This is a genomic window from Bradyrhizobium sp. 139, from assembly GCF_023074175.1.
GTDB lineage: Bacteria > Pseudomonadota > Alphaproteobacteria > Rhizobiales > Xanthobacteraceae > Bradyrhizobium.
On the sequence record NZ_JADPKS010000046.1, the window covers coordinates 122,343 to 148,642 of the forward strand.

Below are 26,300 nucleotides of genomic sequence, written 5' to 3' on the forward strand. Positions count from 1 at the left end.
GGGGCCGATCCTCCGTTCCCAAGACGGACCGGAATCCCGAAATGCAGGCCAAAACGGCCGATACCAGGAGCGGCACTTTTACTGAACCGGATGGAACCGTTGGCAATCCCCGTCGTTGTCACAGCTGGGCTGAGCACGGCAGGTTCCAATTCCTCGCGTCGCAACCTTGGCGCTTGATTTCGAATTTGGCTGACGCTCTATTTTGACCAATTGCGTCACGCTTTAGATTCGGTCGACGCCGCGGGGGAATTAGTATGAGCGACCTCGATCCCGGAACTGCATCACGCTCCGGTCGTCGCGTCCCAAAGCCAAAAGCCAGCGGTATGTCGGACCCGGATTCCCGGCCGGAATTGCTGCTTGCCTTGCAGGCCATGCGCAGCGGCGATTTTTCCGTGCGCATGAGCGGCGACTATCTCGGCATCGATGGCAAGATCGCCGACACTTTCAATGAGATCATCGCCGCGAACCAGCGCATGGCGCAGCAGCTCGAGTTGGTTGGTCAGGTCGTGGGACGCGAGGGCAAGACCCGCCAGCGCGTGAAGTTCGGCCTCGCCAGCGGCTCCTGGGCCGACATGGAAGGCTCCGTCAACACGCTGATCGACGACCTCCTGTGGCCAACCCGCGAGGTGACCCGCGCGGTTGCGGCGGTGGCGCAGGGCGACCTGCTCCAGACGGTCAAGCTGGACGTCGATGGCCGCCCGCTCCGCGGAGAATTCTTGCAGTCGGCGACCATCGTCAACACCATGATCAAGCAGCTCGGCGTGTTCACCTCCGAGGTGACGCGCGTGGCGCGCGAGGTCGGCACCGAAGGCAAGCTCGGCGGCCAGGCCCAGGTGCCGGAAGTGACCGGCGTCTGGAAGGACCTCACCGAGAGCGTCAACTCGATGGCGAACAACCTGACCAACCAGGTTCGCAACATCGCCGAGGTGACGATCGCGGTCGCCAACGGCGACTTGTCCAAGAAGATCACGGTCGACGTCCGCGGCGAGATCCTTCAGCTCAAGGAAGCCATCAACACGATGGTGGACCAGCTCCGCTCCTTCGCCTCCGAAGTGACGCGCGTGGCGCGCGAAGTCGGCACCGACGGCAAGCTCGGTGGCCAAGCCATCGTCCCGGGCGTCGCCGGCACCTGGAAGGACCTCACCGACTCCGTCAACGCGATGTGCGGCAACCTTACCGCACAGGTCCGCAACATCGCCAATGTCACCACGGCCGTGGCCCGCGGCGACCTGTCCCGCAAGATCACGGTGGACGTGCGCGGCGAGATCCTGGAGCTGAAGGACACCATCAACACCATGGTGGACCAGCTCAACTCCTTCGCTTCCGAAGTGACCCGCGTGGCGCGCGAGGTCGGCACCGAAGGCAAGCTCGGCGGCCAGGCCCAGGTGCCTGGTGTGGCCGGAACCTGGAAGGACCTCACCGACAACGTCAACTTCATGGCATCGAACCTGACCGCGCAGGTCCGTAACATCGCCGACGTCGCGACCGCGATCGCCGGCGGCGATCTGTCGAAGAAGATCACCGTGAACGTCTCGGGCGAAATCCTTCAGCTGAAGGAAACGCTCAACACCATGGTCGACCAGCTCAACGCCTTCGCCGGCGAAGTCACGCGCGTCGCGCGCGAGGTCGGCACCGAAGGCCGGCTCGGCGGCCAGGCCAACGTGCTCGGCGTCGCCGGCACCTGGAAGGATCTCACCGAAAGCGTCAACTCGATGGCGTCGAACCTGACCGCGCAGGTTCGTAATATCGCCGAGGTGACGACGGCGGTCGCCGGCGGCGACTTGTCGAAGAAGATCACCGTGGACGTGCGCGGCGAAATTCTGGAGCTGAAGGACACCATCAACACCATGGTGGACCAGCTCAATGCCTTCGCCGGCGAAGTCACGCGCGTGGCGCGCGAGGTCGGCACCGAAGGCAAGCTCGGCGGTCAGGCCGTCGTGCGCGGCGTCGGCGGCACCTGGAAGGACTTGACGGACTCCGTCAACTCGATGGCCTCGAACCTGACCGGCCAGGTCCGTAACATCGCCGAAGTCGCGACCGCGGTCGCCAAAGGCGACCTGTCCAAGAAGATCACGGTGAACGTCTCGGGCGAAATCCTTCAGCTGAAGGAAACGCTCAACACCATGGTGGACCAGCTCAATGCCTTCGCCGGCGAAGTGACGCGCGTGGCACGCGAGGTCGGCACCGACGGCAAGCTCGGCGGCCAGGCCGACGTGCCCGGCGTCGCCGGCACCTGGAAGGACTTGACCGACTCCGTGAACTCGATGGCGGGCAATCTCACGGCTCAGGTCCGCAATATCGCCGAGGTCGCGACCGCCATCGCCGGCGGTGACTTGTCACGCAAGATCACGGTGGACGTGCGCGGCGAGATCCTTCAGCTCAAGGACACCTTGAACACGATGGTCGACCAGCTCAACCGCTTCGCGGGCGAGGTGACGCGCGTGGCGCGCGAGGTCGGCACCGAAGGTCGCCTCGGCGGTCAGGCCAACGTGCCCGGCGTCGCCGGCACCTGGAAGGACCTCACCGACAGCGTGAACTCCATGGCGGGTAATCTCACCGCGCAGGTCCGCAACATCGCCGAGGTCACCACGGCCGTGGCGCGCGGCGACTTGTCTCGCAAGATCACCGTGGACGTGAAGGGCGAAATCCTCGAGCTCAAGAACACCATCAACACGATGGTGGACCAGCTCAACGCCTTCGCCGGCGAAGTCACGCGTGTGGCCCGCGAGGTCGGCACCGAAGGCAAGCTCGGCGGTCAGGCCGAGGTGTCCGGCGTTGCCGGCACCTGGAAGGACCTCACCGACAACGTCAACTTCATGGCTTCCAACCTGACCGCGCAGGTCCGGAACATCGCCGAGGTCGCGACCGCGATCGCCGGCGGCGACCTGTCGAAGAAGATCACGGTGGACGTGCGCGGCGAGATCTTGCTGCTCAAGGACACCCTGAACACGATGGTGGAGCAGCTCCGTTCCTTCGCCGCCGAAGTGACCCGCGTGGCGCGCGAGGTCGGCACCGAAGGCCGGCTCGGCGGTCAGGCTGTCGTACCCGGCGTCGGCGGCACCTGGAAGGATCTCACCGACAACGTCAACCTGCTGGCCGCGAACCTCACCACGCAGGTCCGCAACATCGCCGAAGTCACGACCGCCGTCGCGCGCGGCGACTTGTCCCGCAAGATCACCGTGGACGTGAAGGGCGAAATCCTCGAGCTGAAGAACACCATCAACACCATGGTCGATCAGCTCAACGCGTTCGCCGGCGAAGTCACCCGCGTCGCCCGCGAGGTCGGTACCGAAGGCGAGCTCGGCGGCCAGGCCCAGGTGCCCGGCGTCGCCGGCACCTGGAAGGACCTCACCGACACCGTCAACTTCATGGCGGCGAACCTGACCGAGCAGGTCCGCGGCATCGTCAAGGTCGTTACCGCTGTCGCCAACGGCGACCTCAAGCAGAACCTCACGGTGAAGTCGAAGGGCGAGGTCGCGGCGCTCGCCGACACCATCAATAACATGACCGAGACGCTCGCAACCTTCGCCGATCAGGTGACGTCGGTGGCACGCGAGGTCGGCGTCGAGGGCCGACTGGGTGGCCAGGCCGACGTGCCCGGCGCCGCCGGCACCTGGAAGGACCTCACCGGTAACGTGAACCTCTTGGCGGCCAACCTCACCTCGCAGGTGCGCGCGATCGCGGAAGTCGCGACTGCCGTGACCAAGGGCGACCTGACGCGGTCGATCCAGGTCGATGCCCGCGGCGAGGTGGCCGAGCTGAAGGACAATATCAACACGATGATCACGAACCTCCGTCTCACGACGGACGTGAACACCGAGCAGGACTGGCTGAAGACCAACCTTGCGAAATTCACCAACATGCTCCAGGGCCAGCGCGACCTTGCCACCGTCGGCCGGTTGCTGCTGACCGAACTATCGCCGCTGGTGAACGCCCATACCGGCGTGATCTATCAGGTCGAGAGCGAGGATAGTCCGCAGCTTCTGCTGCTCGCATCATATGCCGGCGACGGCATCTATCCGTATCAGCGCGTGCTGCCGTTCGGCGACGGCCTGATCGGCCAGTGTGCACTGGACAAGCGCCCGCGCGTGGTCGCCGACATTCCGGCCGACATCGTGCCGATCAACTCGGCGCTGTTCCGCGTCGCGCCGAAGAACCTCGTCGTGCTGCCGGTGCTGTTCGAAGGCCAGGTCAAGGCCGTGATCGAGCTCGCCTCGCTCACTTCGTTCACGACGTCGCAGATGACGTTCCTGGAGCAGCTCACCGACTCCATCGGCATCGTGCTCAACTCGATCGAAGCGACGATGCAGACCGAAGGCCTGCTCAAGCAGTCGCAGCAGCTTGCCGGCGAGCTCCAGACCCAGCAGCGTGAATTGCAGCAGACCAACGACCAGCTCGAGCAGAAGGCGCAGCAGCTTGCCGAGCGCAACGTCGAGGTCGAGCGCAAGAACCAGGAGATCGAGCAGGCCCGCCGCGCGCTGGAGGAAAAGGCGACCGAGCTCGCGCTGACCTCGAAGTACAAGTCCGAATTTCTCGCCAATATGAGCCACGAGCTGCGCACGCCGCTGAACTCGATCCTGATCCTCGGCCAGCAGCTCACCGACAATCCGGACGGCAACCTCACCGGCAAGCAGGTCGAATTCGCCCGCACCATCCACGGCGCCGGCACCGACCTGCTCAACCTCATCAGCGACATTCTCGATCTCTCCAAGATCGAATCCGGCACGGTTACGGTCGACGCCGAGGAGATTCTGACCGCGAACCTGCTCGAGACCGTCGGGCGGCCGTTCCGGCACGAGGCCGAGAACCGCAACCTGTCGTTCAAGATCGACGTCGATCCGAACCTCGCGCGCAGCATCGTCACCGATTCAAAGCGGCTGCAACAGGTCCTCAAGAACCTGCTCTCCAACGCCTTCAAGTTCACCGCCGAAGGCGAAGTGCGCTTGAAGGTCGCCGCCGTCGTCGGCGGCTGGGGCCCGGATCACCCGGTGCTGAACTCCACGCCGGCCGTGATCGCGTTCGAAGTGTCGGACACCGGCATCGGCATTCCGCTGGAGAAGCAGAAGCTGATCTTCGAGGCGTTCCAGCAGGCAGATGCCGGCACCAGCCGCAAATATGGCGGCACCGGCCTCGGGCTTGCCATCAGCCGCGAGCTCGCCAGCCTGCTCGGCGGCGAAATCCACCTTCGCAGCGCGCCGGGTAAGGGCTCGTCCTTCACGCTCTATCTGCCGCTGAAATACTCCGGCCCGACGCTCGCGTTGCGCGCCGCGCCTGCATCCCAGCATAGCCAGCCGCCGGCGCTCCAGCCGGCCGCACCGGAGCAGCAGCGCGTCATTGAGCAGCTTCCCGATGACCGGCTCAACCTCGAGCCCGGCGACACCATCCTGCTCATCGTCGAGGACGATCCGCACTATGCACGCGTGCTGGTCGATCTTGCCCGCGACAAGGGCTTCAAGGTTCTGGTCGCCGCACGCGGCGCGGAGGCGCTCGAGCTTGCCAAGCAGTACCAGCCGAGGGCGGTCTCGCTCGACGTGTTCCTGCCGGACATGCTGGGTTGGACGGTGCTGAGCCAACTCAAGCACAATCCGCTGACGCGCCACATCCCCGTGCAAATCATCACGCTCGACGAGGACCGCCAGCATGCGCTGGCGCGCGGCGCCTTCTCTTTTGTCAACAAGCCGACCACGACCGAAGGGGTCTCGGCCGCGCTGACGCAGATCAAGGAATATGCGCGGCCGCGGCGCAAGCGGCTCCTGATCGTCGAGGACAACGAGGCCGAGCAGCTCTCGATCCGCGAGCTGCTGCATCACGACGACATCGACATCGTGACGACGGATACCGGCGCCGGCGCGCTCTCGATGCTGCGCGATGTGCCCTGCGATTGCGTGGTGCTCGACCTGCGGCTGCCCGACATGAGCGGCTTCGAGGTGCTGGACCAGATCCGCAACGACGAGGCGCTGTCGAACGTTCCGGTCGTGGTCTTCACCGGCCGCGAGCTGTCGGCGGAAGAGGACGCCGAACTCCACACCATGGCGCGCAGCATCGTGGTGAAGGGCGTGGAATCGCCAGAGCGCCTGCTCGACGAGACCGCGCTGTTCCTGCATCGCGTGATCACGGAATTGCCGATCGAGAAGCAGCGCATGCTGGAGAAGCTGAACAGCTCCGACGAGGACCTGATCGGCAAGACCGCCCTGCTCGTCGACGACGACGCCCGCAACATCTTCGCGCTGTCGAGCGTGCTGGAACGGCGCGGCATGAAGGTGCTGACGGCGACGACCGGCCGCGAGGCGGTGACGCTGGTCGAATCCAGTCCGGACATCGCCATCGTGCTGATGGACATCATGATGCCGCAGATGGATGGCTATCAGACCATCGGCGTCATTCGCGAGAACCCGGCGTTCGCTCGCCTTCCGATCATCGCGCTGACTGCCAAGGCGATGAAGGGCGACCGTGAGAAATGCCTGGAAGCCGGCGCGTCCGACTACCTCGCCAAACCCGTCAACACCGATCAATTGCTGCTTGCGATCCGCATGTGGCTGCATCGTTGAGCTTGGATCCGCGAATGGACCACGAAAAGGTCAACATCCTCCTCGTCGACGACCAGCCGGCCAAGCTGCTCGCCTATGAGGTGATTTTGAAGAATCTCGGTGAGAACCTCGTGATCGCCTCGTCGGGCCGCGAGGCACTGGAGGTGCTGCTCAGGACCGAGATCGCGGTGATCCTGGTCGACGTCTGCATGCCCGAGCTCGACGGCTTCGAGCTGGCCGCGATGATCCGCGAGCATCCGCGTTTCCAGAAGACCGCGATGATCTTCATCTCGGCGATCCAGGTCAGCGACATCGACCGCTTGCGCGGCTACGAGATGGGCGCCGTCGACTACGTCCCGGTGCCGGTCGTGCCCGAGGTGCTGCGCGCCAAGGTCAAGGTGTTTGCCGAGCTCTATCGCAAGACGCGCGAGCTCGAACGGCTGAACCAGGATCTCGAGGCCCGCGTTCGCGCACGCACAGCCGAGCTGGAGAATTCCACCGCAAAGCTGCGCGAGAGCGAAGAGCGGCGCAGCATGGCGATCGCCGCCGGCAAGATGGGATCCTGGGACTGGGACTGGGTCAATGGCGACTGGATGTGGGACGAAGGCCAGTACCGCATCTTCGGCGTGACGCCGGAGACCTTCAACGTCACCTTAGCCAACATCCAGGCGCTGCTGCACCCTGATGATGTCGACCAGTTCGGCCAGGCGATTGCCGCGTTCAATACCGGCGCGCACGCCTATGAAGGCGAGTTTCGCGTCAGCCGGCCGGACGGCGAGGTGCGCTGGTGCGTCGGCACGGCAGCCGCAACGGTGGATCAGGGCGGCCGCGTGGTGCGCGTGAGCGGCGTCACCGTGGACGTCACCGAGCGCAAACGCGCGGAAGAGAGACAGAATCTGCTGGCGCGCGAGGTCGATCATCGCGCCAAGAACGCGCTGGCGCTGGCGCAGTCGATCGTGCGCCTCACCCGTGCCGACGAGGTCAAGGCCTACGTCAACGCGGTCGAGGGGCGCATCAATGCGTTGGCGCGCGTGCACACGATCCTATCGCTGTCGAGCTGGCAGGGTGCCGAGCTCTCGAAGCTGATCGACGAGGAACTGGCGCCCTACTCACTCGGCGGCCAGATCAAGCTTGTGGGACCGGAGGTTCAGTTGCTGCCGACGACCGCCCAGACACTGGCGCTGGCGTTGCATGAGCTTTTCACCAACTCGGCGAAGTATGGCGCGCTCTCGGCGCGGTCGGGACGGCTCGCGATCGGCTGGCAGGTCGAGGACGACCACCTCACATTGACTTGGGACGAATCCGGCGGTCCGCTGGTGAGCACGCCGAAATCCCGCGGCTTCGGCACACGAAGCCTGCTTGCCAGTGTCGAATCGCAACTCGGTGGGCAGGCGGAATTCGACTGGCGTGCCGAAGGCCTGTTGTGCCGCCTAGAGGTGCCGCTGACGCGGAAGGCGGCAGCGCCGGCGGTCGTGAGCAAGTTCGACGCTCCCTCCGAAGCCCTTCAGCGGGCTTCAGGTTAGCGCGCCGCGACGCCCCTCATACGCTGCATCGGCTGACGTTCGTCAGCGACACGCCCTTCCAGCCAGGCTTCCGTTTGCGAGAGGTCGCGCAGCGCCCGCGCGTACCGGCGGGCCGCGCTCCGCTCGGCGCCGCGCGGCAGCTTGCGCGCCTTGCGCAGCATGTCCGCGGCCGCATTGCGATAGGCCAGCGAGCGATAGAGAAAGACCACCTTACCCATATCGGATGTTCCCGTGTTGATGGCATTCATCCTCGCAAGACCGGCATGAACGTCGGATGAAGCGGGGAATGACAAAACTTTCATGAGAATGGAACCTGCAATCATCGTTGTCTGCCACATCGCGAGGCGGTTCCATGCGCGCGGAAAAGTCGCCGAGCCTCATCTCCTCGACGGGCGTCATCAAGCTGATGACCCATGCGATGATGGGCGCAGCCCTCGGCCTTTTCTTCGGTCTCGCGCTCGTCCTGTCCAATCCGGCGATCGCAAATTTGCTGAACCACGGCGGAGATTCGGCCGCTGTCGTCTTCGTCCTCACACTGGCGACGACGTTCGCGATCGGCGCGACGCTCACGGGAGTCGTGTTCATCCTCGCCGAGGGACAAGGAATTTTGAAGCGGTTGAAACGCACCGAGCGGTTTCATTCGGAACTCCTGGGGCGAATGGCGGTTGGCAGCCTGCGTCAATTTAACCCAGGGAGTTCCCGCGCATGAAAACCATCAAGCTAGCTCTCACCGTAATGTTGGCAACCGGCCTCGCCGCCGCCCCGTTCGCCGCGCAGGCCAAGTCGCATAAGGCCAAGCATGGATCCTCAATGTCGTCGTCGCAGACCACAGGCGCCAGCACCAAGCCCTCCAAGGGCGCTGATCCCTCCGGTCAGGGTGGTTCCGGCCCCGGCTCCGACCAAGGCGGCACCATGACGAACAGGGGCGGCATGAGCAACACCAAGTGACCTCTGGCCGACAATAAGGGCCTCGCGGCGACGCGGGGCCTTTTCGCTTTGACCAGACTTTGGAGCTGGATTGGGAAGCCTTTTAGCGCCACATCGTCGGCGCACGCGTCAGCTCACCGCGGCCGCGCATCGACGTTCCAGCGCATCGCTTCGCGCGCATGCTTTAGCTACGCCGGATGTCAGGGATGTTAAAGCGGCCGTCCCGTGGCATTGGCCTTCACAAGATGTTCGAGCTGTGAACGCTTGCGTGCGATCAGCAGCTGGGCTGCGGCATCGTCGAAACCCTCGCGCTGCAATTGCCGGATGGCGGAGCCGAGTTCGAGGATTTCGGCGCGCAGTTTCAGAATCCGGTACGTGTCCGGGTCTTCCTCCACTCCACGCTCCCAAAATTCTCAGCGGCGCGCGATCACGCGCAGGGGACTGCCGAATGTCGCTGCGGGACGAAGACTTACCCGGTCGTGGACGCCAGGTAGGACATCGCCGCCACCGGCAGCCTTCCATTCGCCGATCAGCAGGTTGATTTTCTGGCGCAGATCCATCTGCGCCAGGGCCTTTTCTGTGCAGTCGCGATCGCGATCAACGAGGTCGCGCACCGACACCTCGATGTCGGCCATTTCGAGCCTTAAAACGCTGATTTTGCGTCGAATTTCATTAATTCTATTGTCCATGGCTTGTTAGAACAAAATAAGAACATATAGTCAAATCACGATTTCAGAACGGAGAGGCCAGATGCAGGTTCAGGGTAAATACAATGCCAGGGCATTTCTCACAGAGCAGATGACGAGAGCGCAGGGGCTGAGGCTGAAGCGTCTGAGCGAGGAGACCTATCAGCCCGGTCAATACGATCGGGCTCTGTCCTTCACTGAGGCTGCGCGCCGCATCCGCGCGCTGGAAGACGAGATCGAGTTGGCGAACTCCTTCTAGGAGTGCGCCGCATATTTGGAACGTTAGGTAAGTGATGCGGTTCTTTCCCCGGGCCAAGGGAGAGAGTTGATGGCACGCAAGGCAAAGAAGCGCCGCTACTCACGCAGTTCCGGCAGCGATGTCGAAGGCGAGATGCGGCGCTACAAGAAGGGCACCGCGAAGAGCGGCCCCGGTGGTCGCGGCGGACGCGTGAAGAACCGCAAGCAGGCGGTCGCAATTGGACTGTCGAAGGCACGCAAGAAGGGCAAGAAGGTCCCAAAGAAGGCATCGAAGCGGAAGACGTCCAAGAAGAAGACATCCAAGAAGACGTCGGCCAAGAAGACATCCAGGAAAACTTCGAAGAAGACCTCGAAGCGCAAATCCAGCAAGCGGTGACACCGGCCTGCGTCAGATCATGCTGCCAGGCATGAAGCAGCGAATCGAAATCCCGAACGCGGTCTTGACCGGCCATACCATGGTACGGCCGGCGCGGTTCGGCTCGGTGATCACGGCTTCGTCCGGCACCTCGACCCACTGCCCCTCCAGCCGCACGCGATAGTGCCCGTTGTGTGAATCCCAATCAGGATCGGCAACGGCAACGCCATCCGCATCCGAGCAGCACGGACCAAGATGGCTGCGAAGGCTGTCGAACCAGGGTTTTAGGGGGGAGTCCGCATAGCGGCCATCGTCGCGCCCGAAGGCGTTTCCAGCCAATAGCACGAGCGGCGCTATAAGCAGCGCACGCCGCAGCGAGAGCTTCAATCGATCCATGTCGGCACCGATCAAATGCGAACCTCCGGTTCCACAAGAAGGTCGGGCGTTCGAAGTTCCACTCTTGCAATTCGCCCCGGCGTCTTCATTGCCGCCAAGGCGCAACACGCCAGTCCGGACTGTGACCAGCGAACGAGGCTTTTTCGGACGAACCCGTCATCGTTGCTGCCGTTAACGAGAATGTTATCGGCAGCCTGTGGGTATTTCTGGGTGAGCACGAAAAAGGCGGCCCACGGGGCCGCCTTTTGAGTTGCCGCAGAAAGCTTGAGGCTTACGCCAGCGGCACCGCGACGAACCGCGTCGCTTCCGCGCTCTTCACCTGCAACAGCACGCTGTTCTTGCCGGACGATTTGGCTTGCGCCAGCTCCGAGCGGACGTCGCCGACATTGGCGACGGCCTTGCCGCCGACATTGAGGATGACGTCGCCGGTCTGGATGCCGCGCTGTGCGGCCGGCCCCTGCGGATCGACTTCGGTGACGACGACGCCCTTCTGGCCAGCGCCTTGGACATCGCCGGCCGGAGCCAGGCTGAGCCCGAGACGCGGCGTGCCGGCATCCGGCTGCGCCTTGCCCTCGCCGGCCTTGGCCTGCCGCTCGTTCGGCAACTCGCCGAGGGCGAGCGTCACCGTCTTGCTCCCGCCTTTGCGGAAGACGTCGAGCTTCACGGACGTGCCCGGCGCCAGGGTAGCGATGGTGCGGGCGAGATCGCGGGAGTCCTTGATCGCGGCCCCGTTGACGGCGGTGATGACGTCGCCCGCCTCGATGCCCGCCTTCGCCGCCGGGCTGCCGTCCTGCGGATTGTCGACGATCGCGCCGCGCGCCTCTTTGAGGCCAAGACTGTCGGCGATTTCGGAGCTCACGGGCTGCACCTGCACGCCGAGCCAGCCGCGGGTGACCGCGCCCTTGTCCTTTAGCTGCGCGACGACGAGCTTCGCAGTCGAAGCCGGAATGTCGAAGCCGATACCGACCGAACCGCCGGAGGGGGAGAAGATCGCGGTGTTCACGCCAATCACGTTGCCGTTCATGTCGAAGGCCGGACCGCCGGAATTCCCCTTGTTAATCGGCGCGTCGATCTGGATGAAGTCGTCATAGGGACCGTTGCCGATGTCGCGACCGTTGGCCGAGACGATGCCGGCGGTGACGGTGCCACCAAGGCCGAAGGGATTGCCGACCGCGACCACCCAGTCGCCGATGCGCGGCTTCTGATCGGAGAATGTGACGAACGGAAAGTCCTTCTTGCCCTCGACCTTGATCAACGCGAGATCGGTCTTCGGATCGGCGCCAACCACCTTCGCGGTATAGATCGCGCCGTCGTCCATTGTCACTTGCACCGACTCGGCGTGATCGACGACGTGGTTGTTGGTCACGGCATAGCCGTCGGCGGAGATGAAGAAGCCGGAGCCTTCGCCCGTGATCATCTGGTGGCGCTGGCGCGGCATGCCGTTCATGCCACCCGGGCCACGGAAGCCGAACTGCCGCGAGAATTGCTGGAATGGCGAATCCTCGTCCGAATCCATTCGGTTCTGTTGCAGCATCGCGCTCTTGTCGTTGTCCTGGTCGATTCTGACCCGCACCGAGATGACGGCGGGTTTGACCTTGCTGACGAGATCGCCGAAGCCCGGCGGCGTCGCGGCGCTCTCGGCGGCCTGAGCCGGCGCGATGAAGGAGGTCGTGCCAAGCGGCGAAGAGCCCGGAGACACAGCCAGCACGGCCATGCCAAGCGCGGCCACGGTGCCGAGCAGCGCAAGCCGGCGCGGCTTCAAAATCGTGCGGGACGTGGTGGTGTCGGAATTGACGCGATTGTTCATGTCGAAATGTCCATGTTGGGTAAGTCGCCTTGCACCCAACATGGACATCGTCACCTTACGGCGGTCCGTCCATCCGATTAAATCTTGGCAAAGAAGGCGCGGCTCGAGACGGTGGATGAACTCCGTCAGAGACCGTTACGACTCGAACGGTGTCTGTTGAAGGCATCTCGGGCGCAAATTCCCGCTAGCTACAGTCTGTCAGCCACACGGGGTCAACGCGATCGAAGCCGGTGCAACGCCCTCACGCCGCGACCGGGGCGTCCCACGCCGAAGTTGCTATGACGTCGTCCTCGGGTCGCGCATGGCACGCGTCGAAATGCGCCTTCAGCGCAATCTCGGCGAGATATTCGAAATGTTCGGCCTGGCCAAGCAGTTGCCAGTTCTGGAGCGGCCGATAGGCCGCCTGCTGACGGCAAAGAGACGCCAGCGCCCGGTAGCGACGTACGTTCTCCATGAGACCCTCCCTCGCATTCACTAGGCTTATTGCTCTGATTTGCGTCAGGCAGATGGCGGCTATGCAAAACATTTGCAGCGCGTGAAGCCCGCCCAACCCGCGTTAAATGTCTAGGAAGCGCACAGGCCGCATTTGTTCCTATCGCGGAACCCGAGCGTGGGACTCGTTAGGCCTGCCTAGGCGTCGCACAACCAGTCCGACGCCAGCTCCGCCGCCTCTTATGCCGCCTCTCTAGCGAATGGGCGCGGTCTCGCCGGCGCGTATCGTCTGCGCTGAACTATGGTGCAACCTCGGAACCCTGCCGGCTTCCGCAGCAGCGCGGATGGCGGCGATGTTGCCTGCATAATCGGCGCTGCTCTTGCCGCGAAACACGGCCGATCCGGCGACGAGGGTATCGGCGCCCGCGACAGCCACAGCGGCGGCGTTGTCGCGCGTAACACCGCCGTCGACCTCGAGCCGGATCGGCCGGCTGCCGATCATGCGTCGAATGCGCCTGATCTTCTCGAGCTGGGAGTCGAGGAAGGACTGGCCGCCGAAGCCGGGATTGACCGTCATCACCAGCACGAGATCGAGACGATCAAGCACGTATTCGATGGCGGCTTCCGAGGTCGCCGGACACAGGCTGACACCAGCCTTCTTGCCGAGTGCGCGGATGGCCTGGAGCGAGCGGTCGAGATGGGGGCCGGCCTCGGCATGAACGGTGATGACGTCGGCGCCTGCTCTTGCGAACGCCTCCAGATAGGGATCGGCCGGCGAGATCATCAGATGCACGTCAAAGATCTTCGACGTCGCCGGCCGGATCGCCTTGATGACGTCAGCGCCAAAGCTGATGTTCGGCACGAAGTGTCCGTCCATGACATCGCAGTGGATCCAGTCGGCGCCGGCAGCATCAAGAGCCGTGATCTCCTCGCCGAGGCGTGCGAAATCGGCGGCCAGAATCGATGGCGCGATGAGGATTTCTCTCGTCATGGCTTCGCACTCCTCTGCGCGTCCGCACCACCGCTGAAAACGCGGCTCGCAAGGACATCCGCCGGATCGATCGTCTCGAGATCGGCGACATCGAGCAGACGGTTGAGATCGGACACGAGGCGATCGGCCTGCCGCAGGCGAATGCGGTCGACCGCATTGCGGATCGAGCGCGCATTGGAGAAGAACGGCTGGGTCCGGCGCAGCGCGATATACTTTTCGAACGCCTCGCGTGCCGCCGCCGACAAGCGATAGCCGCGCTCCCTAAGCATCAGCTCGGCGATGACCAGCAACTCGGCTTCCGCATAATCCGGAAATTCGATGTGGTGCGCGATGCGCGAGCGGAAGCCGGGATTGGAGGCGAAGAAGCTCGTCATCCGCTCGCCATAGCCGGCGAGGACCACGACGAGATCCTCGCGCTGGTTCTCCATCACCTGGAGCAGTATCTCGATCGCCTCCTGGCCGTAATCGCGCTCGTTGTCGGGCCGGTGCAGATAGTAGGCCTCGTCGATGAACAACACGCCGCCCATCGCCTTCTTCAATATCTCCTTCGTCTTCGGCGCGGTATGGCCGATATACTGGCCGACGAGATCGTCGCGCGTCACCGAGATCACCTGCCCGCGCCGCACGAAGCCGAGACCGTGCAGGATCTTTGCCATGCGTAGCGCCACCGTGGTCTTGCCCGTGCCGGGATTACCGGTGAACGACATGTGCAGGGTCGGTGGCGACGATGCCAGTCCCGCACGCTGGCGGATCCGCTCGATCAGCAGCAGTGACGCGATCTGGCGCACGCGGTTCTTGACCGGCCGGAGGCCGATCAGCTCCTGCTCGAGCTGTTGCAGCGTGTCGGTGATCCCGGCCGCCTCGGCCTCCTTGCGGAGATCGAAATTGGTCTCGCTACTTTCAGCGGTCGTCGCATGAGGGACATCAAGCATCGGCACCTCGAAGAAAAGAGCTTCGCCGCGGGGGAGCGGCGAAGCAGTGGTCCGCCAAGGAAACGGAGCAGGGAGTGCTCCGCGCGGAGGAGAACGGGTTACGAAGACGCGTGAGCGGCCGGCTTTCGTATAGTGGTGTAGCGGATCGCGCGACCGCCAACCTCCTGTCGCACCAGTTCGAACTCGGCCTCCTGCGGCGGCCGATTGACGAGGAAGGAGATCCGCACCGACTCCCAGCCATGGCTGGAGTCGAAGCCACTGATGCGGATGTAGCGGTCGCCGTACACCCGGCGGCACTCGGCGAGCTCCATCATCACGCCGGCGGCGTCCTGCAGATCGAACATCGGCAGGCCCCACATCTCCCAATAAGTGTTGCGGGGATGCGGATCGTCGGTGAACTCGATGTTCACCGCCCAGCCATTGGTCAGGCAATACTGCACCTGCTTGGTGATCTGCTCGTCGGTCAGATCAGGCAGGAACGAGAAACAGCCCTGGGTCAGTTTCATGTCTCATCTCCTCAAACGGTTTCCAGCGCCGTCGGCACGAAGTCCGGCGTGTCGGTGGATTGATAGTTGAAGGTGACGTCCTTCCAGACCTCGAGCGCAGCCTTCAGCGGCGTGCAGGTCTCGGCCGCCCTGGCCAGGATCTCCGGACCTTCATGGACGTAGTCGCGGCCTTCGTTGCGGGCGAGGATCATCGCCTCCAGCGCCACGCGATTGGCGATCGCGCCGGCCGCAATGCCCATGGGATGCCCGATGGTGCCCCCGCCGAATTGCAGAACGACGTCCTCACCAAGAAGATCGAGCAGCTGGTGCATCTGGCCGGCATGGATGCCGCCGGAGGCGACCGGCATCATCTTGTTCAGGCTGGCCCAGGACTGGTCGAAGAACAGGCCATGCTCGAGCTTTGCCGGGTTGAAGTCTTCACGGCAAACATCGTAATAGCCGCGCGTGGTGTTGGGGTCGCCTTCGAGCTTGCCGACCACCGTGCCGGCATGGATATGGTCGACACCGGCGAGCCGCATCCACTTGGCGATGACGCGGAACGACACGCCGTGGCTCTTCTGCCGCGTGTAGGTCGAGTGGCCGGCGCGGTGCAGATGCAGGATCATGTCGTTACGCCGTGCCCATTTCGCCATGGACTGGATCGCGGTGTAGCCGATCACGAGATCGATCATGACGATGCACGAGCCAAGCTCTTTCGCGAACTCCGCGCGCTCGTACATGTCCTCCATCGTCCCCGCGGTGATGTTCAGGTACGTGCCCTTCACCTCGCCGGACGCCGCCTGCGCGCGGTTCACCGCCTCCATGCAGTAGAGGAAGCGGTCACGCCAATGCATGAAGGGCTGCGAGTTGATGTTCTCGTCGTCCTTGGTGAAGTCGAGCCCGCCCTTGAGCGCCTCGTACACCACTCGGCCATAGTTGCGCCCGGACAAGCCGAGCTTGGGCTTCACCGTCGCGCCCAGCAGCGGCCGGCCGAACTTGTCGAGCCGCTCGCGCTCGACCACGATGCCGGTCGCTGGTCCCTGGAACGTCTTCACATAGGCGACCGGGAACCGCATGTCCTCTAGACGCAGCGCCTTCAGCGGCTTGAAGCCGAACACGTTGCCGATGATCGAGGCCGAGAGGTTGGCGATCGAGCCCGGCTCGAACAGGTCGAGATCATAGGCGATGTAGGCAAAGTATGAATCCGGCGAGCCCGGCACCGGATCGACGCGATAACACTTTGCGCGATATTTCTCCGCGGCGGTCAGCCGGTCGGTCCACACCACCGTCCAGGTTGCGGTCGAAGATTCGCCGGCGACCGCGGCGGAGGCCTCGATCGGATCGACACCCTCCTGCGGCGTCACGCGGAACAGCGCGATGACGTCGGTGTCCCTCGGCACATAATCTGGCTCCCAATAGCCCATCCGCTTGTATTCCATTACGCCCGAGCGATATCTTTCCTTGCCGCGGACTGTTCCTGCGTGTGCATTCATTGCTCTCTCTCCTGCTCTTCTCTCTCTGAATGACTAGGCCGCGACCGGCTCGCGAGCGTCGATGCGCGGATCGAGCTCGCCGGCGCGGTAGCGCCGCGCCATCTCGCTCATCGGAATCACCTTGATCTGGCTCGCATGGCCCGCGGTGCCGAACTGCTCGAAACGCTCCCGGCAGAGTTCGCGCATCGCGTCCATCGCGGGCTTGAGGAATTTCCGCGGATCGAATTCATTGCGGCTTTGCGCTGCGACCTTGCGGAATACCGCCGTCATCGCAAGGCGACAGTCGGTATCGATGTTGACCTTGCGCACGCCGCTCTTGATGCCGCGGACGATCTCCTCGACCGGCACGCCCCAGGTCTGGGGCATCTCGCCGCCGAACTGATTGAACATGTCCTGGAGCGGCTGCGGCACCGACGAGGAGCCGTGCATCACAAGATGCGTATTCGGCAGCCGGCGATGTATCTCCTCGACCACCCGCATCGCCAGGATGTCGCCGTCAGGCTTGCGGCTGAACTTGTAGGCGCCATGGGAAGTGCCCATGGCGATGGCCAGCGCATCGACATTGGTGGCACGGACGAAATCGACCGCCTGGTCGGGATCGGTGAGCAACTGGTCGTGGCTGAGCTTGCCCTCGGCGCCGTGTCCGTCTTCCTGTTCGCCGCCGCCATGTTCGAGCGAGCCGAGCACGCCGAGCTCGCCTTCCACGGAGGCACCGAGCCAATGGGCGAGATCGACGACGCGGCGGGTGATCGCGACGTTGTAATCGTAATCGGCGGCGGTCTTGGCGTCGGCCTTGAGCGAGCCATCCATCATGACCGAGGTGAAGCCGTGTGCGATGGCGGAGGCGCAGGTCGCCTCGTCATTGCCGTGGTCCTGGTGCATGCAGAGCGGAATGTCAGGATAGGTCCGCTCCAGCGCGTCGATCATGTGCGAGAGCATGAGATCGCCGGCGTAGCTGCGCGCGCCGCGCGAGGCCTGGATGATCACGGGCGCATCGACCTCGGCCGCGGCCTGCATGATCGCGATGCCCTGCTCCATGTTGTTGATATTGAACGCCGGCACCGCGTAAGCATGACTGGCGGCGTGATCGAGAAGCTGACGAAGGGTGATACGGGCCACGAAGAGTCCTCCTGTTATTGCTTGCCTGCACGGGCAATCGCCCGCCGGGCGGCTTCGGCAACGCTTTGCGGCGTGATGCCAAATTCGCGATAGAGCACCGGCGCCGGCGCCGAGGCGCCGAAGCCGCGCATGCCGACGAATTCGCCATCAGTGCCGATCCAGCGCGGCCAGTCTCCGAGCACGGCCGCCTCGATGCCGACCCGTGGCGCGGTGCCGAGAACGGCGGCGCGGTAGTCCTCCGGCTGCTCCTCCAACAAAGCGAAGCAAGGCGCGGACACCACAGCGGCGCGAACGTGCTCAGTCGCGAGCAGACGGGCCGCTTCCAGCGCGATCGACACTTCCGAGCCGGTTGCGATCAGCGTCACGTCGCGGCCACCGTCCGGCGAGACGACGAGATAGGCGCCGCGCGCGACACGATTCCTGCCGCGCACGTCGCTGCGGAATGTCGGCAGCGCCTGACGAGACAGGCAGAGGACGGAGGGGCGATCGTCCGCTTCGAGTGCGCAGTCCCAGGCTTCCAGCGTCTCAACCGCGTCGGCCGGACGGAACACCAGAAGGTTCGGAATGACGCGGAGCGCTGCGAGATGCTCGACCGGTTGGTGCGTCGGACCATCCTCGCCGAGGCCGATGGAATCGTGGGTCATCACGTGGATGACGCGCAGCCGCATCAAGGCCGCAAGGCGGATCGCCGGCCGACTGTAGTCGGAGAACGCCAGGAAGGTGCCGCCATAGGGGATGAAACCGCCATGAAGCACGAGGCCGTTCATCGCGGCGGCCATGCCGTGCTCGCGGATGCCGTAATGAATGTAGTCGCCCGCGAACCCGTTGCGCGTGACCGGAATTTGGCTCTTGGCATGAGTCAGATTCGAATGCGTCAAGTCCGCCGAGCCGCCGATCAGTGCGGGAATCGCTCCCGCGATGCCGTCGAGCACTTGTTGCGAGGCCTGCCGCGTCGCGAGTTTCGGACGCTCGGTGGCAAAGCGCTCGCGCAATTTCGCCGAGGCCTGGGCATAGGCCTCCGACAGGGCAACCGCCCTGCCCTCGATGAACAGGTCGCGCTGCTCGGGCGTCGCGCATTCGTAGCGATCGAGCCAGGCGAGACGCTCGACCTGTCCACGCTGTCCGATCATCCGCCACGCCTTCAGAATCGGCATCGGCACCACGAAGGGTTGATAGTCCCAGCCGAGCGCCCGGCGTGCCGCCGCCGTCTGCTCGGTGCCGAGCGGCGCGCCATGCGCCTTCTCGGTACCCTGCCGGCCCGGCGCGCCATAGCCGATGATGGTGCGGCAGGCGATCAGAGACGGCCTTGTGCTCGCGCGCTCTTCGGCAATCGCCTGCGCAACTGCTTCGGGATCGTGCCCGTCAACACGGCGGACAGACCAGCCGGAGGCGGCGAAGCGCGCGAGCTGGTCGTCCGACGTCGCAAGCGAAGTCGGCCCGTCGATGGAGATGCCGTTGTCGTCGAACAGCACGATCAGCCGGCCGAGCTGAAGATGGCCGGCGAGCGAGATCGCCTCCTGGCTGATGCCTTCCATCAGGCAGCCGTCACCGGCGATCACATAAGTGAAGTGATCGACGAGGCCGTCGCCATGCCGGGCATTGGCCATGCGCTCTGCGAGCGCCATGCCAACAGCCGTCGCAATCCCCTGCCCCAGCGGGCCCGTCGTGGTTTCGACACCAGGCGTGTGGCCATATTCCGGATGGCCCGGCGTTTTCGAGCCCCATTGCCGGAACACCTTGATGTCGTCGAGGCTGACATCGCCGCCGGTGAGATGGAGCAACCCATAGAGCAGCATCGAGCCGTGGCCCGCCGACAGCACGAAACGGTCGCGATCCGGCCAATTCGGGTGCGCGGAGTCGAACTTGAGGAAGCGCGAGAACAGCACGGTCGCGACATCGGCCATGCCCATGGGCAGTCCTGGATGGCCGGACCGCGATGCTTCGATGGCGTCCACCGCGAGGAAGCGGACGGCGTTGGCGAGATCGTTATGCGTGACCGCCGTGAGGTCGGCTTCGGCATGAACCGAGATGTTCATCGGATCCTCCGTTGTTGTTGTTACGGATCATTTCAGGCCCCGCTTGCGTTCGATCAGTTGCATGATCAGCGGCGTCAGGATCAGCTGCATTGCGAGGTCGAGCTTCGCGCCAGGGCACACGATCGAATTCGCGCGGGACATGAAGCTGTGCGGCAGCATCGAAAGCAGATAGGGGAAATCAATGCCGCGCGGGTTCTTGAAACGGATCACGACCATCGACTCGTCCGGCGTCGGGATCCAGCGCGCGATGAACGGATTGGAGGTGTCCACGGTCGGCACGCGCTGGAAGTTGATGTCGGTCTCGCTGAATTGCGGGCAGATATAGTGGATGTAATCGGGCATCCGCCGCAGGACGGTGTCGGTGACGGCCTCGGTCGAATAGCCGCGCGCGCTGCGGTCTCGGTGCAGCTTCTGGATCCATTCGAGATTGATCACGGGCACGACCCCGATCTTGAGATCGGCATAGCGCGCGACATTGACCTTCTCGGTGACGACGGCGCCATGCAGGCCCTCGTAGAACAACAGGTCCGAATTTTCCGGCAGCCGCTCCCATTCCGTGAAGGTGCCGGGAGCTGCGCTGTGCAGCGCGGATTCCTCGGCGTCGTGGACATAGTGCCGCGTCGTCGCCGTGCCGGTCTCGCCGTAGTCGCGGAAGGCACGCTCGAGGTCCTCGAACAGGTTGGTCTCGGGGCTGAAATGGCTGAAGTGCCTGTTTCCGCGCTCGGCTTCCTTGGCCATCTGCGTGCGCATCTCGGCGCGGTCATAGCGATGGAACGCATCGCCTTCGATGTAGACGGCGTTGACGTGCTCACGAAAGAATATCTGCTCGAAGGTCTTCTTGACTGAGGTGGTGCCTGCGCCGGAGGAGCCGGTAATGGAGATGATCGGATGTTTCCTGGACATGGGACGCCTCGCTCACAGCCTGAAGAAGCCACGCCGCGCGAACAGCGGCGCGGAGACACTGGCGACCAGCAGCGGATCGCAGTGCAGTTCCGCGACGCGCCGCACCTCGCTGCTCGAGCCCATGATCAGCGGGACTCGCTGGTGCAGGGTTTGCGCGGCGAGATCGAGGATGCGCTCGCGCCCGGTCGAGGCGGAGCCGCCGGCCTGCTCGACGATCATCGCCATCGGGTGCGCCTCGTAGGTCAGGCGCAGACGACCGTCGCCATATCCGGGCCGCGCGTCTGAGGGATAGAGGAACACGCCGCCACGGGTGAGGATGCGATAGGCCTCTGCGACCAGCGAGCCGACCCAGCGCATGTTGAAGTCATGGCTGGCGGGTCCATCGACACCGGCGAGGCACTCGTCCACGAAGGCACGCACCGGCGGATCCCAATGCCGACGATTCGAGGCATTGATCGCGAACTCTTCGCACGCCTCGGAGATCTGCACGGCGCTGCGCGCGCGGCGGAAGCAGCCGGACTTGCGGTCGAGGGTGAAGATGTCGACGCCGTCGCCGAGCGTCAGCACCAGCGAGGTCTGTGGTCCGTAGGTGACGAATCCCGCGGCAAGCTGCGCCGAGCCGCGCTGATGGAAGGCTAGGGCCAGGTCGTCCGGCGCTGGCAGGATCGAGAAGATCGTGCCGACGGTCATGTTGATGTCGATGTTGGAGGAGCCGTCGAGCGGATCGATCGCGACGCAGATTTTTGCTTCGCGGTCGCCGATTTGCGCTTCCCGCATCTCCTCCGACGCGAGCGCCGCGATCGGCAGCTTGCCGAGGCAGCGACGCAGGATCGCGTCCGCCTGCACGTCGAGGTCGCGCTGGAGATCGCCGTCGCTGTTGCGGCCCGTCGTCAGCCCCGATGCGTCCGCGAGATCTCCGGTGCCGATGAGGTCGGCGATCTCGATCGCCGCCGCAGCAATGGCATCGACGGCAGCCGCCACCGCCAGCGCATGCGGTGCGGTCTCCGAGTACCGCTGAAGGTGGTCGTCCAGCCTGAGTTGCCCGGTCATCTGCGTCCATCCCTTGGCTGAGGCCGCATCCATTTCCCTCGGGTGGAGGTCGGTGCGGTCCATCCCAGCGTTAGGAGATTGACAGGGGCGACTTAATAAGGAAAATTTCTATTCATAATGAGTGCCAGAGAATTTTCTTATAATGGCCCTGGCCATGCAGCGGCCCAGCTCCGGCATCTGACGATCCGGCAGCTTCGCTCACTTGCGGCGCTCTCGGCGAAGGGCAGCGTCACTGCGGCCTCGAGCCAGCTCGGCCTGACCCAGCCGGCCGTCACCCAGCAGCTCCGGCAGCTTCAGGACCTCGCCGGCCTGCCGCTGGTGCAGCGGACCGGCGACGGCATGCTGCTGACGGATGCAGGCAAGGAGGTGTTGACGCTCGCCGAGCGCGTCGAGGCCGCGATCATGGACTGCCAGGGCGCGCTCGACCTGCTCGCGGGGCGGACCGGCGGCACGGTGCATCTCGGCGCGGTCTCGACCGCGAAATATTTCGTGCCGCACGCGATCGCGGCATTCTCCAAGCGATATCCGAAGATCGAGATCAAGCTCAGCATCGGCAATCGCGAGGACATCCGCGAAGCCATGCACGGCTACGATCTCGATTTCGCAGTGATGGGTCGGCCACCGGCCGACGTCAGCGTCGACGTGCGTCAGCTCGGGCGCAATCCGCACATCATCGTCGCGCGCAAGGGACACTGGCTGGAGAAGGATTCAGGCCTCAGCCTGACCGACCTCGTGCACGAGACCTTCCTGACCCGCGAGCCGGGCTCGGGCACGCGCACGCTGATGGAGGGCATGTTCCAGAAATCGGATCTCGAGCCGATCATCGGCATGGAGATGAGCAGCAACGAGACCATCAAGCAGGCCGTCATCGCCGGGCTCGGCATCGCCTTCATCTCGGCCCACACGGTGGCGCATGAGCTCGCCGAAGGCCGCCTGATCGTGCTCGACGTCGCCGGCCTGCCGATCGTCCGGCAGTGGTACGTGATCCGTCGCAGCGACAAGGTGCTGCTGCCGCCGGCACAGGCGATGTTCGATTTCCTCGGCTCCGAGGGCTCGAACTATTTGCCCAACGTGCCCGAGTTCGGCGGGCAATAGCCCGCCGATACTCACCCGATCAGCTTCATCGCGATCGTCGCGGCCAGAATGACGATGATCTGGAGCAGACGCTCCGTCGTGAAAATGCGGTTGAAGGTGGTCATCGCTTGCCCCGGCCGACGTGAAGGAGATCTCGATCGGGACGTTGCTAGCACACGCGCGTACCGAGACAACACCGTAGTCGCCACGCTGGTCGTCTATCGCGTCCTGCCTGAGCGATGGTTAACGATCAGGCCGCAAGCCGGGTGGCGTAATCCGCGCGCGCGGCGAAATAGGCTTCCAGCTCCGACAGCGCCCGCGCTTCCCACTCGCTCGCCTGCTCCAGCAGTGACCAGCTCTGGCCCGGGCGGAATGCAGCGGTCTGGCGATAGAGCGATGCGATGCCGCGATAGCGGCGGACGTTCTCAAAGATGGCCTGGCCGTTCATGTCCAAAACTCCCTCGTCATTTCCGCGGGAGAAACTGCGGCCAAATCTTTTTCGAAAAGTTAGCGGCGCGCACCAAGCGCGCGGATGGTTGCCGGACTGTTGCGCGGGCGCAACGCGCACCCTCGCGCGAGGCGCATTTATTGCGAATTCGTTGCCGCGCTCTCGCCCGAAGGCTTCAGCCCGCCGCGGCTGATCATTGCCATCGTCTCGCGGCAGAGATCGGCAAGGCCGATCAAGAGCACCGCGAGCAGGCAGAACAGGTTGATGGAATCCGCACTCGCGCTGCTCAATGGAGTGAACTGGAAGAACGGCGGTATGAATGCCCACCACACCAGCGGAATGGTGAGCAGCGCGGCGAACGCCGCCGCCGGGGCGCCCGCGATGATCCCGAGCACGAACAGGCTGGGCAGGAACGCCGCGAAATAGAGCTTTGCGCCGAGCGCGACGCAGGCGCCTTGAAGCACGGCCGACATGGCAACGACGACAAATCCGAGCAGAAACGCCTGCCACGACCATGGCCGTACTCGCGGTACGCCATCCAGTCCCGCACGCCTCATCAGCCTCCCCCAGCCGCCCGTTAACCGGGCTCTCTTGCGACCAAAGTACTACAGCCGCAAGGAAACCGCGAGACGGAAATCGCATGGTGCAGAGCTTCGCATCCAGAGCTTGGTAAACGACCGCGGGCACAATCGTACCGCTACTCGGTGGCCGCATAGAGCAAGCCCGCGACGGTCAGAGCGAGGCCAATGGCCGACGCCAGCGTCCAGCCGCCTTGGGCGAAGGCCCAGGCGCCGACCGCGGAGCCGGCAGCGCCCGCCGCGAAGAACGTCGCCATGTAGAGGCCGTTGAGGCGGCTGCGGTGCTCATGCCCGAGCACAAAAATGGCGCGGAAGCCGAGCACGACGTTCCCCTGGACACCGATATCGATGGCGACCGCGGCCACCACCAGGCAGGCGAGATTCAGCATCGAGCCGGCCGCACCGATATACGTCACCAGGAAGCCGGCAGCAGCGAGCAGCATGGCGACCAGCGTCGCGATGCGGCTACGGCCGCGGTCGGCGAGCCGTCCCGCGATCGGAGCCGCGAACACGCCGGCGACGCCGGCGAGTGCGAACAGCGCGATGCCGCGCTGGGAGAAGCCGAACGCGCTGGCGAGCTGGAGTGGCGCCACCGTCCAGAACAGGGTGAAGGCGCCGAACAGGCTCGCCTGATAGAGCGCGCGGCGGCGGAGCAGCGGCGTGGTCCGGGCCAGATGCGGCATCGACAGCAGCAGGGTGCCGTAATGCATGCGCGCAACAGGCTTGCGCTTCGGCAGCGTCATCCACAGCCCGGCCGCAAGCACGATCATCAGTGCGGCCGAGCAGAAGAACACCGCATGCCATGACAGGGCCGCGGTGACGAAGCTCGACACCGGGCGCGCCAGCATGATGCCGAGCATCAGGCCGGTCGAGACGTTGCCGACGACGCGGCCGCGGATGGCTTCCGGCGCAAGATGCGCCGCATAGGGAATGATGATCTGCACCGCGACCGAGCCGAGCCCGATGAACAGCGCCGCGATCAGGAACGGCAGGGCATGCGTCGCGAATGCGGCCGCGAGCAGGGCCGCGGCGCCGAGCGTGATGACGGAGCAGATCAGCGCGCGGTTCTCGACGAGGTCGCCGAGCGGCACGATAAACAGGAGCCCCACACCGTAGCCGATCTGCGTCATGGTGACGATCAGCCCCGCGGCCGCATGCGAGAGGCCGAGCGCGGCGCTGATCGGGGCGATCAGCGGCTGGGCGTAGTAGATATTGGCGGCGACCATGCCACAGGCCGCAGCAAGCACGAAGGTCAGTCGTTGCGACACCGCATCCGGCCCGGGCGCGGTCTCGATCGTGGCATTCATCGTCATTCACACAGTCTCCGAAGTATCGGGAACGATCGTTCCCTAATAGGGCATGAATTCAGGCGAGCAGTTTCATCGCGACGCCGACGAGGCGATCGCCGTCGAGCGAAAGACGCGTCTTGCCGACGACGCGCAGTCCCTGCGTGATGCAGATCATCAGCCGCGCGGTGTCGTCGGCCGCGACATGGCCCGGTATCGAACCGTCGGCCTGGCCCTCGCGAATGAAGCCGGCGATGAAGGCTTCGTTGGTCTTGAGCTGCGCATTGACGCGGGCGCCGACCACCGGATCGAGCGCGGACAGCTCGACCGCGCTGCCGACCACGAGACAGCCGCGCCGTCCCTCCCTGCCCCGGGAATGCGCGACGTAAGAGAGCAGCACGTTGCGCAGCCGCTCGCGGCCGTTTTTGCCGCGCGCCGCGGCGCTCCGGGTCTGCTCCTGGCGGAGCGCGGTGTAGCGCTCGAAGGCAGCGAGGAACACCGCATGCTTGTCGCGGAACGCCTTGTAGACACTCCCGGTCGCCAGCCGCATCGCCGCGGTCAGATCGCCGATCGAGGTCGCATGATATCCGCGATCGCGAAACACGCGCACGGCCCTGTCCAGCGCAGTGTCCATGTCGAATTCCCGGGGACGACCGGGCGGACGGACAGCAGACTGGGTTCGGCGGGCGGCTTTTCGCATTGCGGGATAATAGGGAATGCTTGTTTCCTTATCAACACACCTGGTTGTGATGTGGGATATGATGCTGGAACATGGCTGGCAACGCACGTGTCCCGGACGGGCACGAGAGCGAATTGTGACGCAGGCTTTCTCCCCATCGTCATTGCGAGCGGAGCAAGGGGCGTCGTCATCAACTCGCATCTCACCCGTAGGATGGGTAGAGCGAAGCGAAACCCATCAGGTCTCATCCACGCGGAAGCATGATGGGTTTCGCAAGTGCTCTACCCATCCTACGCCTTCCTCTCGTTTCAACTT

At 64.4% G+C, this 26,300-nt stretch carries 24 protein-coding genes and 1 pseudogene; 7 read left to right on the forward strand and 18 right to left on the reverse strand.

The features are described 5' to 3' along the window. The first annotated feature begins 254 nt into the window (after positions 1-254). Complete coding sequence (locus IVA80_RS12425; protein ID WP_247429744.1) at positions 255-6,548, forward strand: HAMP domain-containing protein; 6,294 nt, start codon at positions 255-257, stop codon at positions 6,546-6,548. 14 nt (positions 6,549-6,562) lie between these two features. Beyond that, positions 6,563-8,050 (forward strand): HWE histidine kinase domain-containing protein, encoded by a 1,488-nt coding sequence (locus IVA80_RS12430; RefSeq protein ID WP_247429747.1) that lies wholly within the window; start codon positions 6,563-6,565, stop codon positions 8,048-8,050. Here IVA80_RS12430 and IVA80_RS12435 read toward each other — a convergent pair. Next, the gene (locus IVA80_RS12435; RefSeq protein WP_247429749.1) at positions 8,047-8,268 is read right to left on the reverse strand and encodes a hypothetical protein; all 222 of its coding nucleotides are present in this window, start codon (positions 8,266-8,268) and stop codon (positions 8,047-8,049) included. The two genes, IVA80_RS12430 and IVA80_RS12435, sit on opposite strands and share 4 nt — an antisense overlap. 134 nt (positions 8,269-8,402) lie before the next feature. On the opposite strand from IVA80_RS12435, the pseudogene IVA80_RS12440 reads away from it, so the two are divergent. Together IVA80_RS12440 and IVA80_RS12445 are read left to right on the forward strand one after the other, a co-directional pair. Then, a pseudogene (locus IVA80_RS12440) lies at positions 8,403-8,651 on the forward strand (hypothetical protein); the annotation flags it as partial. Positions 8,652-8,755: 104 nt separating this feature from the next. Continuing rightward, positions 8,756-8,998 carry a hypothetical protein gene (locus IVA80_RS12445; protein WP_247429753.1) on the forward strand — a complete coding sequence of 81 codons (243 nt, stop codon included), beginning with the start codon at positions 8,756-8,758 and terminating at the stop codon, positions 8,996-8,998. 188 nt (positions 8,999-9,186) lie between these two features. Here the strand turns inward: IVA80_RS12445 and IVA80_RS12450 are convergent, their stop codons facing one another. Beyond that, positions 9,187-9,372 carry a hypothetical protein gene (locus tag IVA80_RS12450; RefSeq protein ID WP_247429755.1) on the reverse strand — a complete coding sequence of 62 codons (186 nt, stop codon included), beginning with the start codon at positions 9,370-9,372 and terminating at the stop codon, positions 9,187-9,189. An 18-nt stretch (positions 9,373-9,390) separates the two neighbouring features. Further along, positions 9,391-9,612: a hypothetical protein gene (locus IVA80_RS12455; protein WP_247429757.1), complete on the reverse strand. Its 222-nt coding sequence runs from the start codon at positions 9,610-9,612 to the stop codon at positions 9,391-9,393. 115 nt (positions 9,613-9,727) lie between these two features. Here IVA80_RS12455 and IVA80_RS12460 point away from each other — a divergent pair, with 115 nt between their 5' ends. Both IVA80_RS12460 and IVA80_RS12465 read left to right on the forward strand, forming a co-directional pair. Further along, positions 9,728-9,922, forward strand: a complete 195-nt coding sequence (locus IVA80_RS12460) for a DUF3072 domain-containing protein (protein ID WP_247429759.1) — start codon at positions 9,728-9,730, stop codon at positions 9,920-9,922. A gap of 69 nt (positions 9,923-9,991) precedes the next feature. Continuing rightward, the gene (locus IVA80_RS12465) at positions 9,992-10,297 is read left to right on the forward strand and encodes a DUF6496 domain-containing protein (protein WP_247429761.1); all 306 of its coding nucleotides are present in this window, start codon (positions 9,992-9,994) and stop codon (positions 10,295-10,297) included. Between the two features lie 12 nt (positions 10,298-10,309). Here the strand turns inward: IVA80_RS12465 and IVA80_RS12470 are convergent, their stop codons facing one another. The 11 genes from IVA80_RS12470 to IVA80_RS12520 all read right to left on the reverse strand — a co-directional run bounded on the left by IVA80_RS12470 (position 10,310) and on the right by IVA80_RS12520 (position 21,920). Beyond that, on the reverse strand, positions 10,310-10,687 hold the full coding sequence (locus IVA80_RS12470) for a hypothetical protein (protein ID WP_247429763.1): 378 nt from the start codon (positions 10,685-10,687) through the stop codon (positions 10,310-10,312). Between the two features lie 256 nt (positions 10,688-10,943). Next, positions 10,944-12,479 carry a Do family serine endopeptidase gene (locus IVA80_RS12475; protein WP_247429765.1) on the reverse strand — a complete coding sequence of 512 codons (1,536 nt, stop codon included), beginning with the start codon at positions 12,477-12,479 and terminating at the stop codon, positions 10,944-10,946. A 241-nt stretch (positions 12,480-12,720) separates the two neighbouring features. Continuing rightward, positions 12,721-12,933, reverse strand: coding sequence for a hypothetical protein (locus tag IVA80_RS12480; RefSeq protein WP_247429767.1), 213 nt, complete (start codon positions 12,931-12,933; stop codon positions 12,721-12,723). 231 nt (positions 12,934-13,164) lie between these two features. Next, entirely contained in the window at positions 13,165-13,902 is a 738-nt protein-coding gene (gene rpe / locus IVA80_RS12485; RefSeq protein ID WP_247429770.1) for a ribulose-phosphate 3-epimerase, read from the reverse strand. Continuing rightward, positions 13,899-14,834 carry a CbbX protein gene (gene cbbX, locus IVA80_RS12490; RefSeq protein WP_247429772.1) on the reverse strand — a complete coding sequence of 312 codons (936 nt, stop codon included), beginning with the start codon at positions 14,832-14,834 and terminating at the stop codon, positions 13,899-13,901. The genes rpe and cbbX overlap by 4 nt, the downstream gene beginning before the upstream one ends. A 98-nt stretch (positions 14,835-14,932) precedes the next feature. Continuing rightward, positions 14,933-15,340, reverse strand: coding sequence for a ribulose bisphosphate carboxylase small subunit (locus IVA80_RS12495; protein ID WP_247429774.1), 408 nt, complete (start codon positions 15,338-15,340; stop codon positions 14,933-14,935). An 11-nt stretch (positions 15,341-15,351) separates the two neighbouring features. Beyond that, the gene (locus tag IVA80_RS12500) at positions 15,352-16,812 is read right to left on the reverse strand and encodes a form I ribulose bisphosphate carboxylase large subunit (protein ID WP_247429776.1); all 1,461 of its coding nucleotides are present in this window, start codon (positions 16,810-16,812) and stop codon (positions 15,352-15,354) included. Between the two features lie 33 nt (positions 16,813-16,845). Further along, on the reverse strand, positions 16,846-17,931 hold the full coding sequence (gene fba / locus IVA80_RS12505) for a class II fructose-bisphosphate aldolase (RefSeq protein ID WP_247429778.1): 1,086 nt from the start codon (positions 17,929-17,931) through the stop codon (positions 16,846-16,848). A 14-nt stretch (positions 17,932-17,945) separates the two neighbouring features. After that, positions 17,946-19,967: a transketolase gene (gene tkt / locus IVA80_RS12510; protein ID WP_247429781.1), complete on the reverse strand. Its 2,022-nt coding sequence runs from the start codon at positions 19,965-19,967 to the stop codon at positions 17,946-17,948. A 27-nt stretch (positions 19,968-19,994) separates the two neighbouring features. Next, positions 19,995-20,870 carry a phosphoribulokinase gene (locus IVA80_RS12515; RefSeq protein ID WP_247429783.1) on the reverse strand — a complete coding sequence of 292 codons (876 nt, stop codon included), beginning with the start codon at positions 20,868-20,870 and terminating at the stop codon, positions 19,995-19,997. A 12-nt stretch (positions 20,871-20,882) separates the two neighbouring features. Continuing rightward, a complete protein-coding gene (locus IVA80_RS12520; protein WP_247429786.1) occupies positions 20,883-21,920 on the reverse strand; it encodes a class 1 fructose-bisphosphatase in 1,038 nt (345 codons plus the stop codon). A 117-nt stretch (positions 21,921-22,037) separates the two neighbouring features. On the opposite strand from IVA80_RS12520, the gene IVA80_RS12525 reads away from it, so the two are divergent. After that, entirely contained in the window at positions 22,038-23,015 is a 978-nt protein-coding gene (locus IVA80_RS12525; protein ID WP_247429788.1) for a LysR family transcriptional regulator, read from the forward strand. Positions 23,016-23,244: 229 nt separating this feature from the next. Here the strand turns inward: IVA80_RS12525 and IVA80_RS12530 are convergent, their stop codons facing one another. The 4 genes from IVA80_RS12530 to IVA80_RS12545 all read right to left on the reverse strand — a co-directional run bounded on the left by IVA80_RS12530 (position 23,245) and on the right by IVA80_RS12545 (position 26,006). Beyond that, the gene (locus IVA80_RS12530; RefSeq protein ID WP_247429790.1) at positions 23,245-23,442 is read right to left on the reverse strand and encodes a hypothetical protein; all 198 of its coding nucleotides are present in this window, start codon (positions 23,440-23,442) and stop codon (positions 23,245-23,247) included. 137 nt (positions 23,443-23,579) lie between these two features. Continuing rightward, a complete protein-coding gene (locus IVA80_RS12535) occupies positions 23,580-23,999 on the reverse strand; it encodes a DUF4118 domain-containing protein (RefSeq protein WP_247429792.1) in 420 nt (139 codons plus the stop codon). Between the two features lie 140 nt (positions 24,000-24,139). Continuing rightward, positions 24,140-25,333: an MFS transporter gene (locus IVA80_RS12540; RefSeq protein WP_247429794.1), complete on the reverse strand. Its 1,194-nt coding sequence runs from the start codon at positions 25,331-25,333 to the stop codon at positions 24,140-24,142. A gap of 52 nt (positions 25,334-25,385) precedes the next feature. Continuing rightward, positions 25,386-26,006: a TetR/AcrR family transcriptional regulator gene (locus IVA80_RS12545; RefSeq protein WP_346347993.1), complete on the reverse strand. Its 621-nt coding sequence runs from the start codon at positions 26,004-26,006 to the stop codon at positions 25,386-25,388. Positions 26,007-26,300: the final 294 nt, after the last annotated feature.

What these genes read in the sequence shown, in the direction of transcription:
- IVA80_RS12515 (WP_247429783.1), bottom strand. Translation starts at nt 20,870, where the DNA reads ATGTCCAGGAAACATCCGATCATCTCCATTACCGGCTCCTCCGGCGCA.
- IVA80_RS12430 (WP_247429747.1), top strand. Translation starts at nt 6,563, where the DNA reads ATGGACCACGAAAAGGTCAACATCCTCCTCGTCGACGACCAGCCGGCC.
- IVA80_RS12435 (WP_247429749.1), bottom strand. Translation starts at nt 8,268, where the DNA reads ATGGGTAAGGTGGTCTTTCTCTATCGCTCGCTGGCCTATCGCAATGCG.
- IVA80_RS12545 (WP_346347993.1), bottom strand. Translation starts at nt 26,006, where the DNA reads ATGCGAAAAGCCGCCCGCCGAACCCAGTCTGCTGTCCGTCCGCCCGGT.
- IVA80_RS12525 (WP_247429788.1), top strand. Translation starts at nt 22,038, where the DNA reads ATGAGTGCCAGAGAATTTTCTTATAATGGCCCTGGCCATGCAGCGGCC.
- IVA80_RS12480 (WP_247429767.1), bottom strand. Translation starts at nt 12,933, where the DNA reads ATGGAGAACGTACGTCGCTACCGGGCGCTGGCGTCTCTTTGCCGTCAG.
- IVA80_RS12535 (WP_247429792.1), bottom strand. Translation starts at nt 23,999, where the DNA reads ATGAGGCGTGCGGGACTGGATGGCGTACCGCGAGTACGGCCATGGTCG.
- IVA80_RS12460 (WP_247429759.1), top strand. Translation starts at nt 9,728, where the DNA reads ATGCAGGTTCAGGGTAAATACAATGCCAGGGCATTTCTCACAGAGCAG.
- IVA80_RS12500 (WP_247429776.1), bottom strand. Translation starts at nt 16,812, where the DNA reads ATGAATGCACACGCAGGAACAGTCCGCGGCAAGGAAAGATATCGCTCG.
- IVA80_RS12530 (WP_247429790.1), bottom strand. Translation starts at nt 23,442, where the DNA reads ATGAACGGCCAGGCCATCTTTGAGAACGTCCGCCGCTATCGCGGCATC.
- IVA80_RS12495 (WP_247429774.1), bottom strand. Translation starts at nt 15,340, where the DNA reads ATGAAACTGACCCAGGGCTGTTTCTCGTTCCTGCCTGATCTGACCGAC.
- IVA80_RS12425 (WP_247429744.1), top strand. Translation starts at nt 255, where the DNA reads ATGAGCGACCTCGATCCCGGAACTGCATCACGCTCCGGTCGTCGCGTC.
- IVA80_RS12445 (WP_247429753.1), top strand. Translation starts at nt 8,756, where the DNA reads ATGAAAACCATCAAGCTAGCTCTCACCGTAATGTTGGCAACCGGCCTC.
- IVA80_RS12475 (WP_247429765.1), bottom strand. Translation starts at nt 12,479, where the DNA reads ATGAACAATCGCGTCAATTCCGACACCACCACGTCCCGCACGATTTTG.
- IVA80_RS12540 (WP_247429794.1), bottom strand. Translation starts at nt 25,333, where the DNA reads ATGACGATGAATGCCACGATCGAGACCGCGCCCGGGCCGGATGCGGTG.
- cbbX (WP_247429772.1), bottom strand. Translation starts at nt 14,834, where the DNA reads ATGCTTGATGTCCCTCATGCGACGACCGCTGAAAGTAGCGAGACCAAT.
- IVA80_RS12455 (WP_247429757.1), bottom strand. Translation starts at nt 9,612, where the DNA reads ATGGCCGACATCGAGGTGTCGGTGCGCGACCTCGTTGATCGCGATCGC.
- IVA80_RS12520 (WP_247429786.1), bottom strand. Translation starts at nt 21,920, where the DNA reads ATGACCGGGCAACTCAGGCTGGACGACCACCTTCAGCGGTACTCGGAG.
- tkt (WP_247429781.1), bottom strand. Translation starts at nt 19,967, where the DNA reads ATGAACATCTCGGTTCATGCCGAAGCCGACCTCACGGCGGTCACGCAT.
- rpe (WP_247429770.1), bottom strand. Translation starts at nt 13,902, where the DNA reads ATGACGAGAGAAATCCTCATCGCGCCATCGATTCTGGCCGCCGATTTC.
- IVA80_RS12465 (WP_247429761.1), top strand. Translation starts at nt 9,992, where the DNA reads ATGGCACGCAAGGCAAAGAAGCGCCGCTACTCACGCAGTTCCGGCAGC.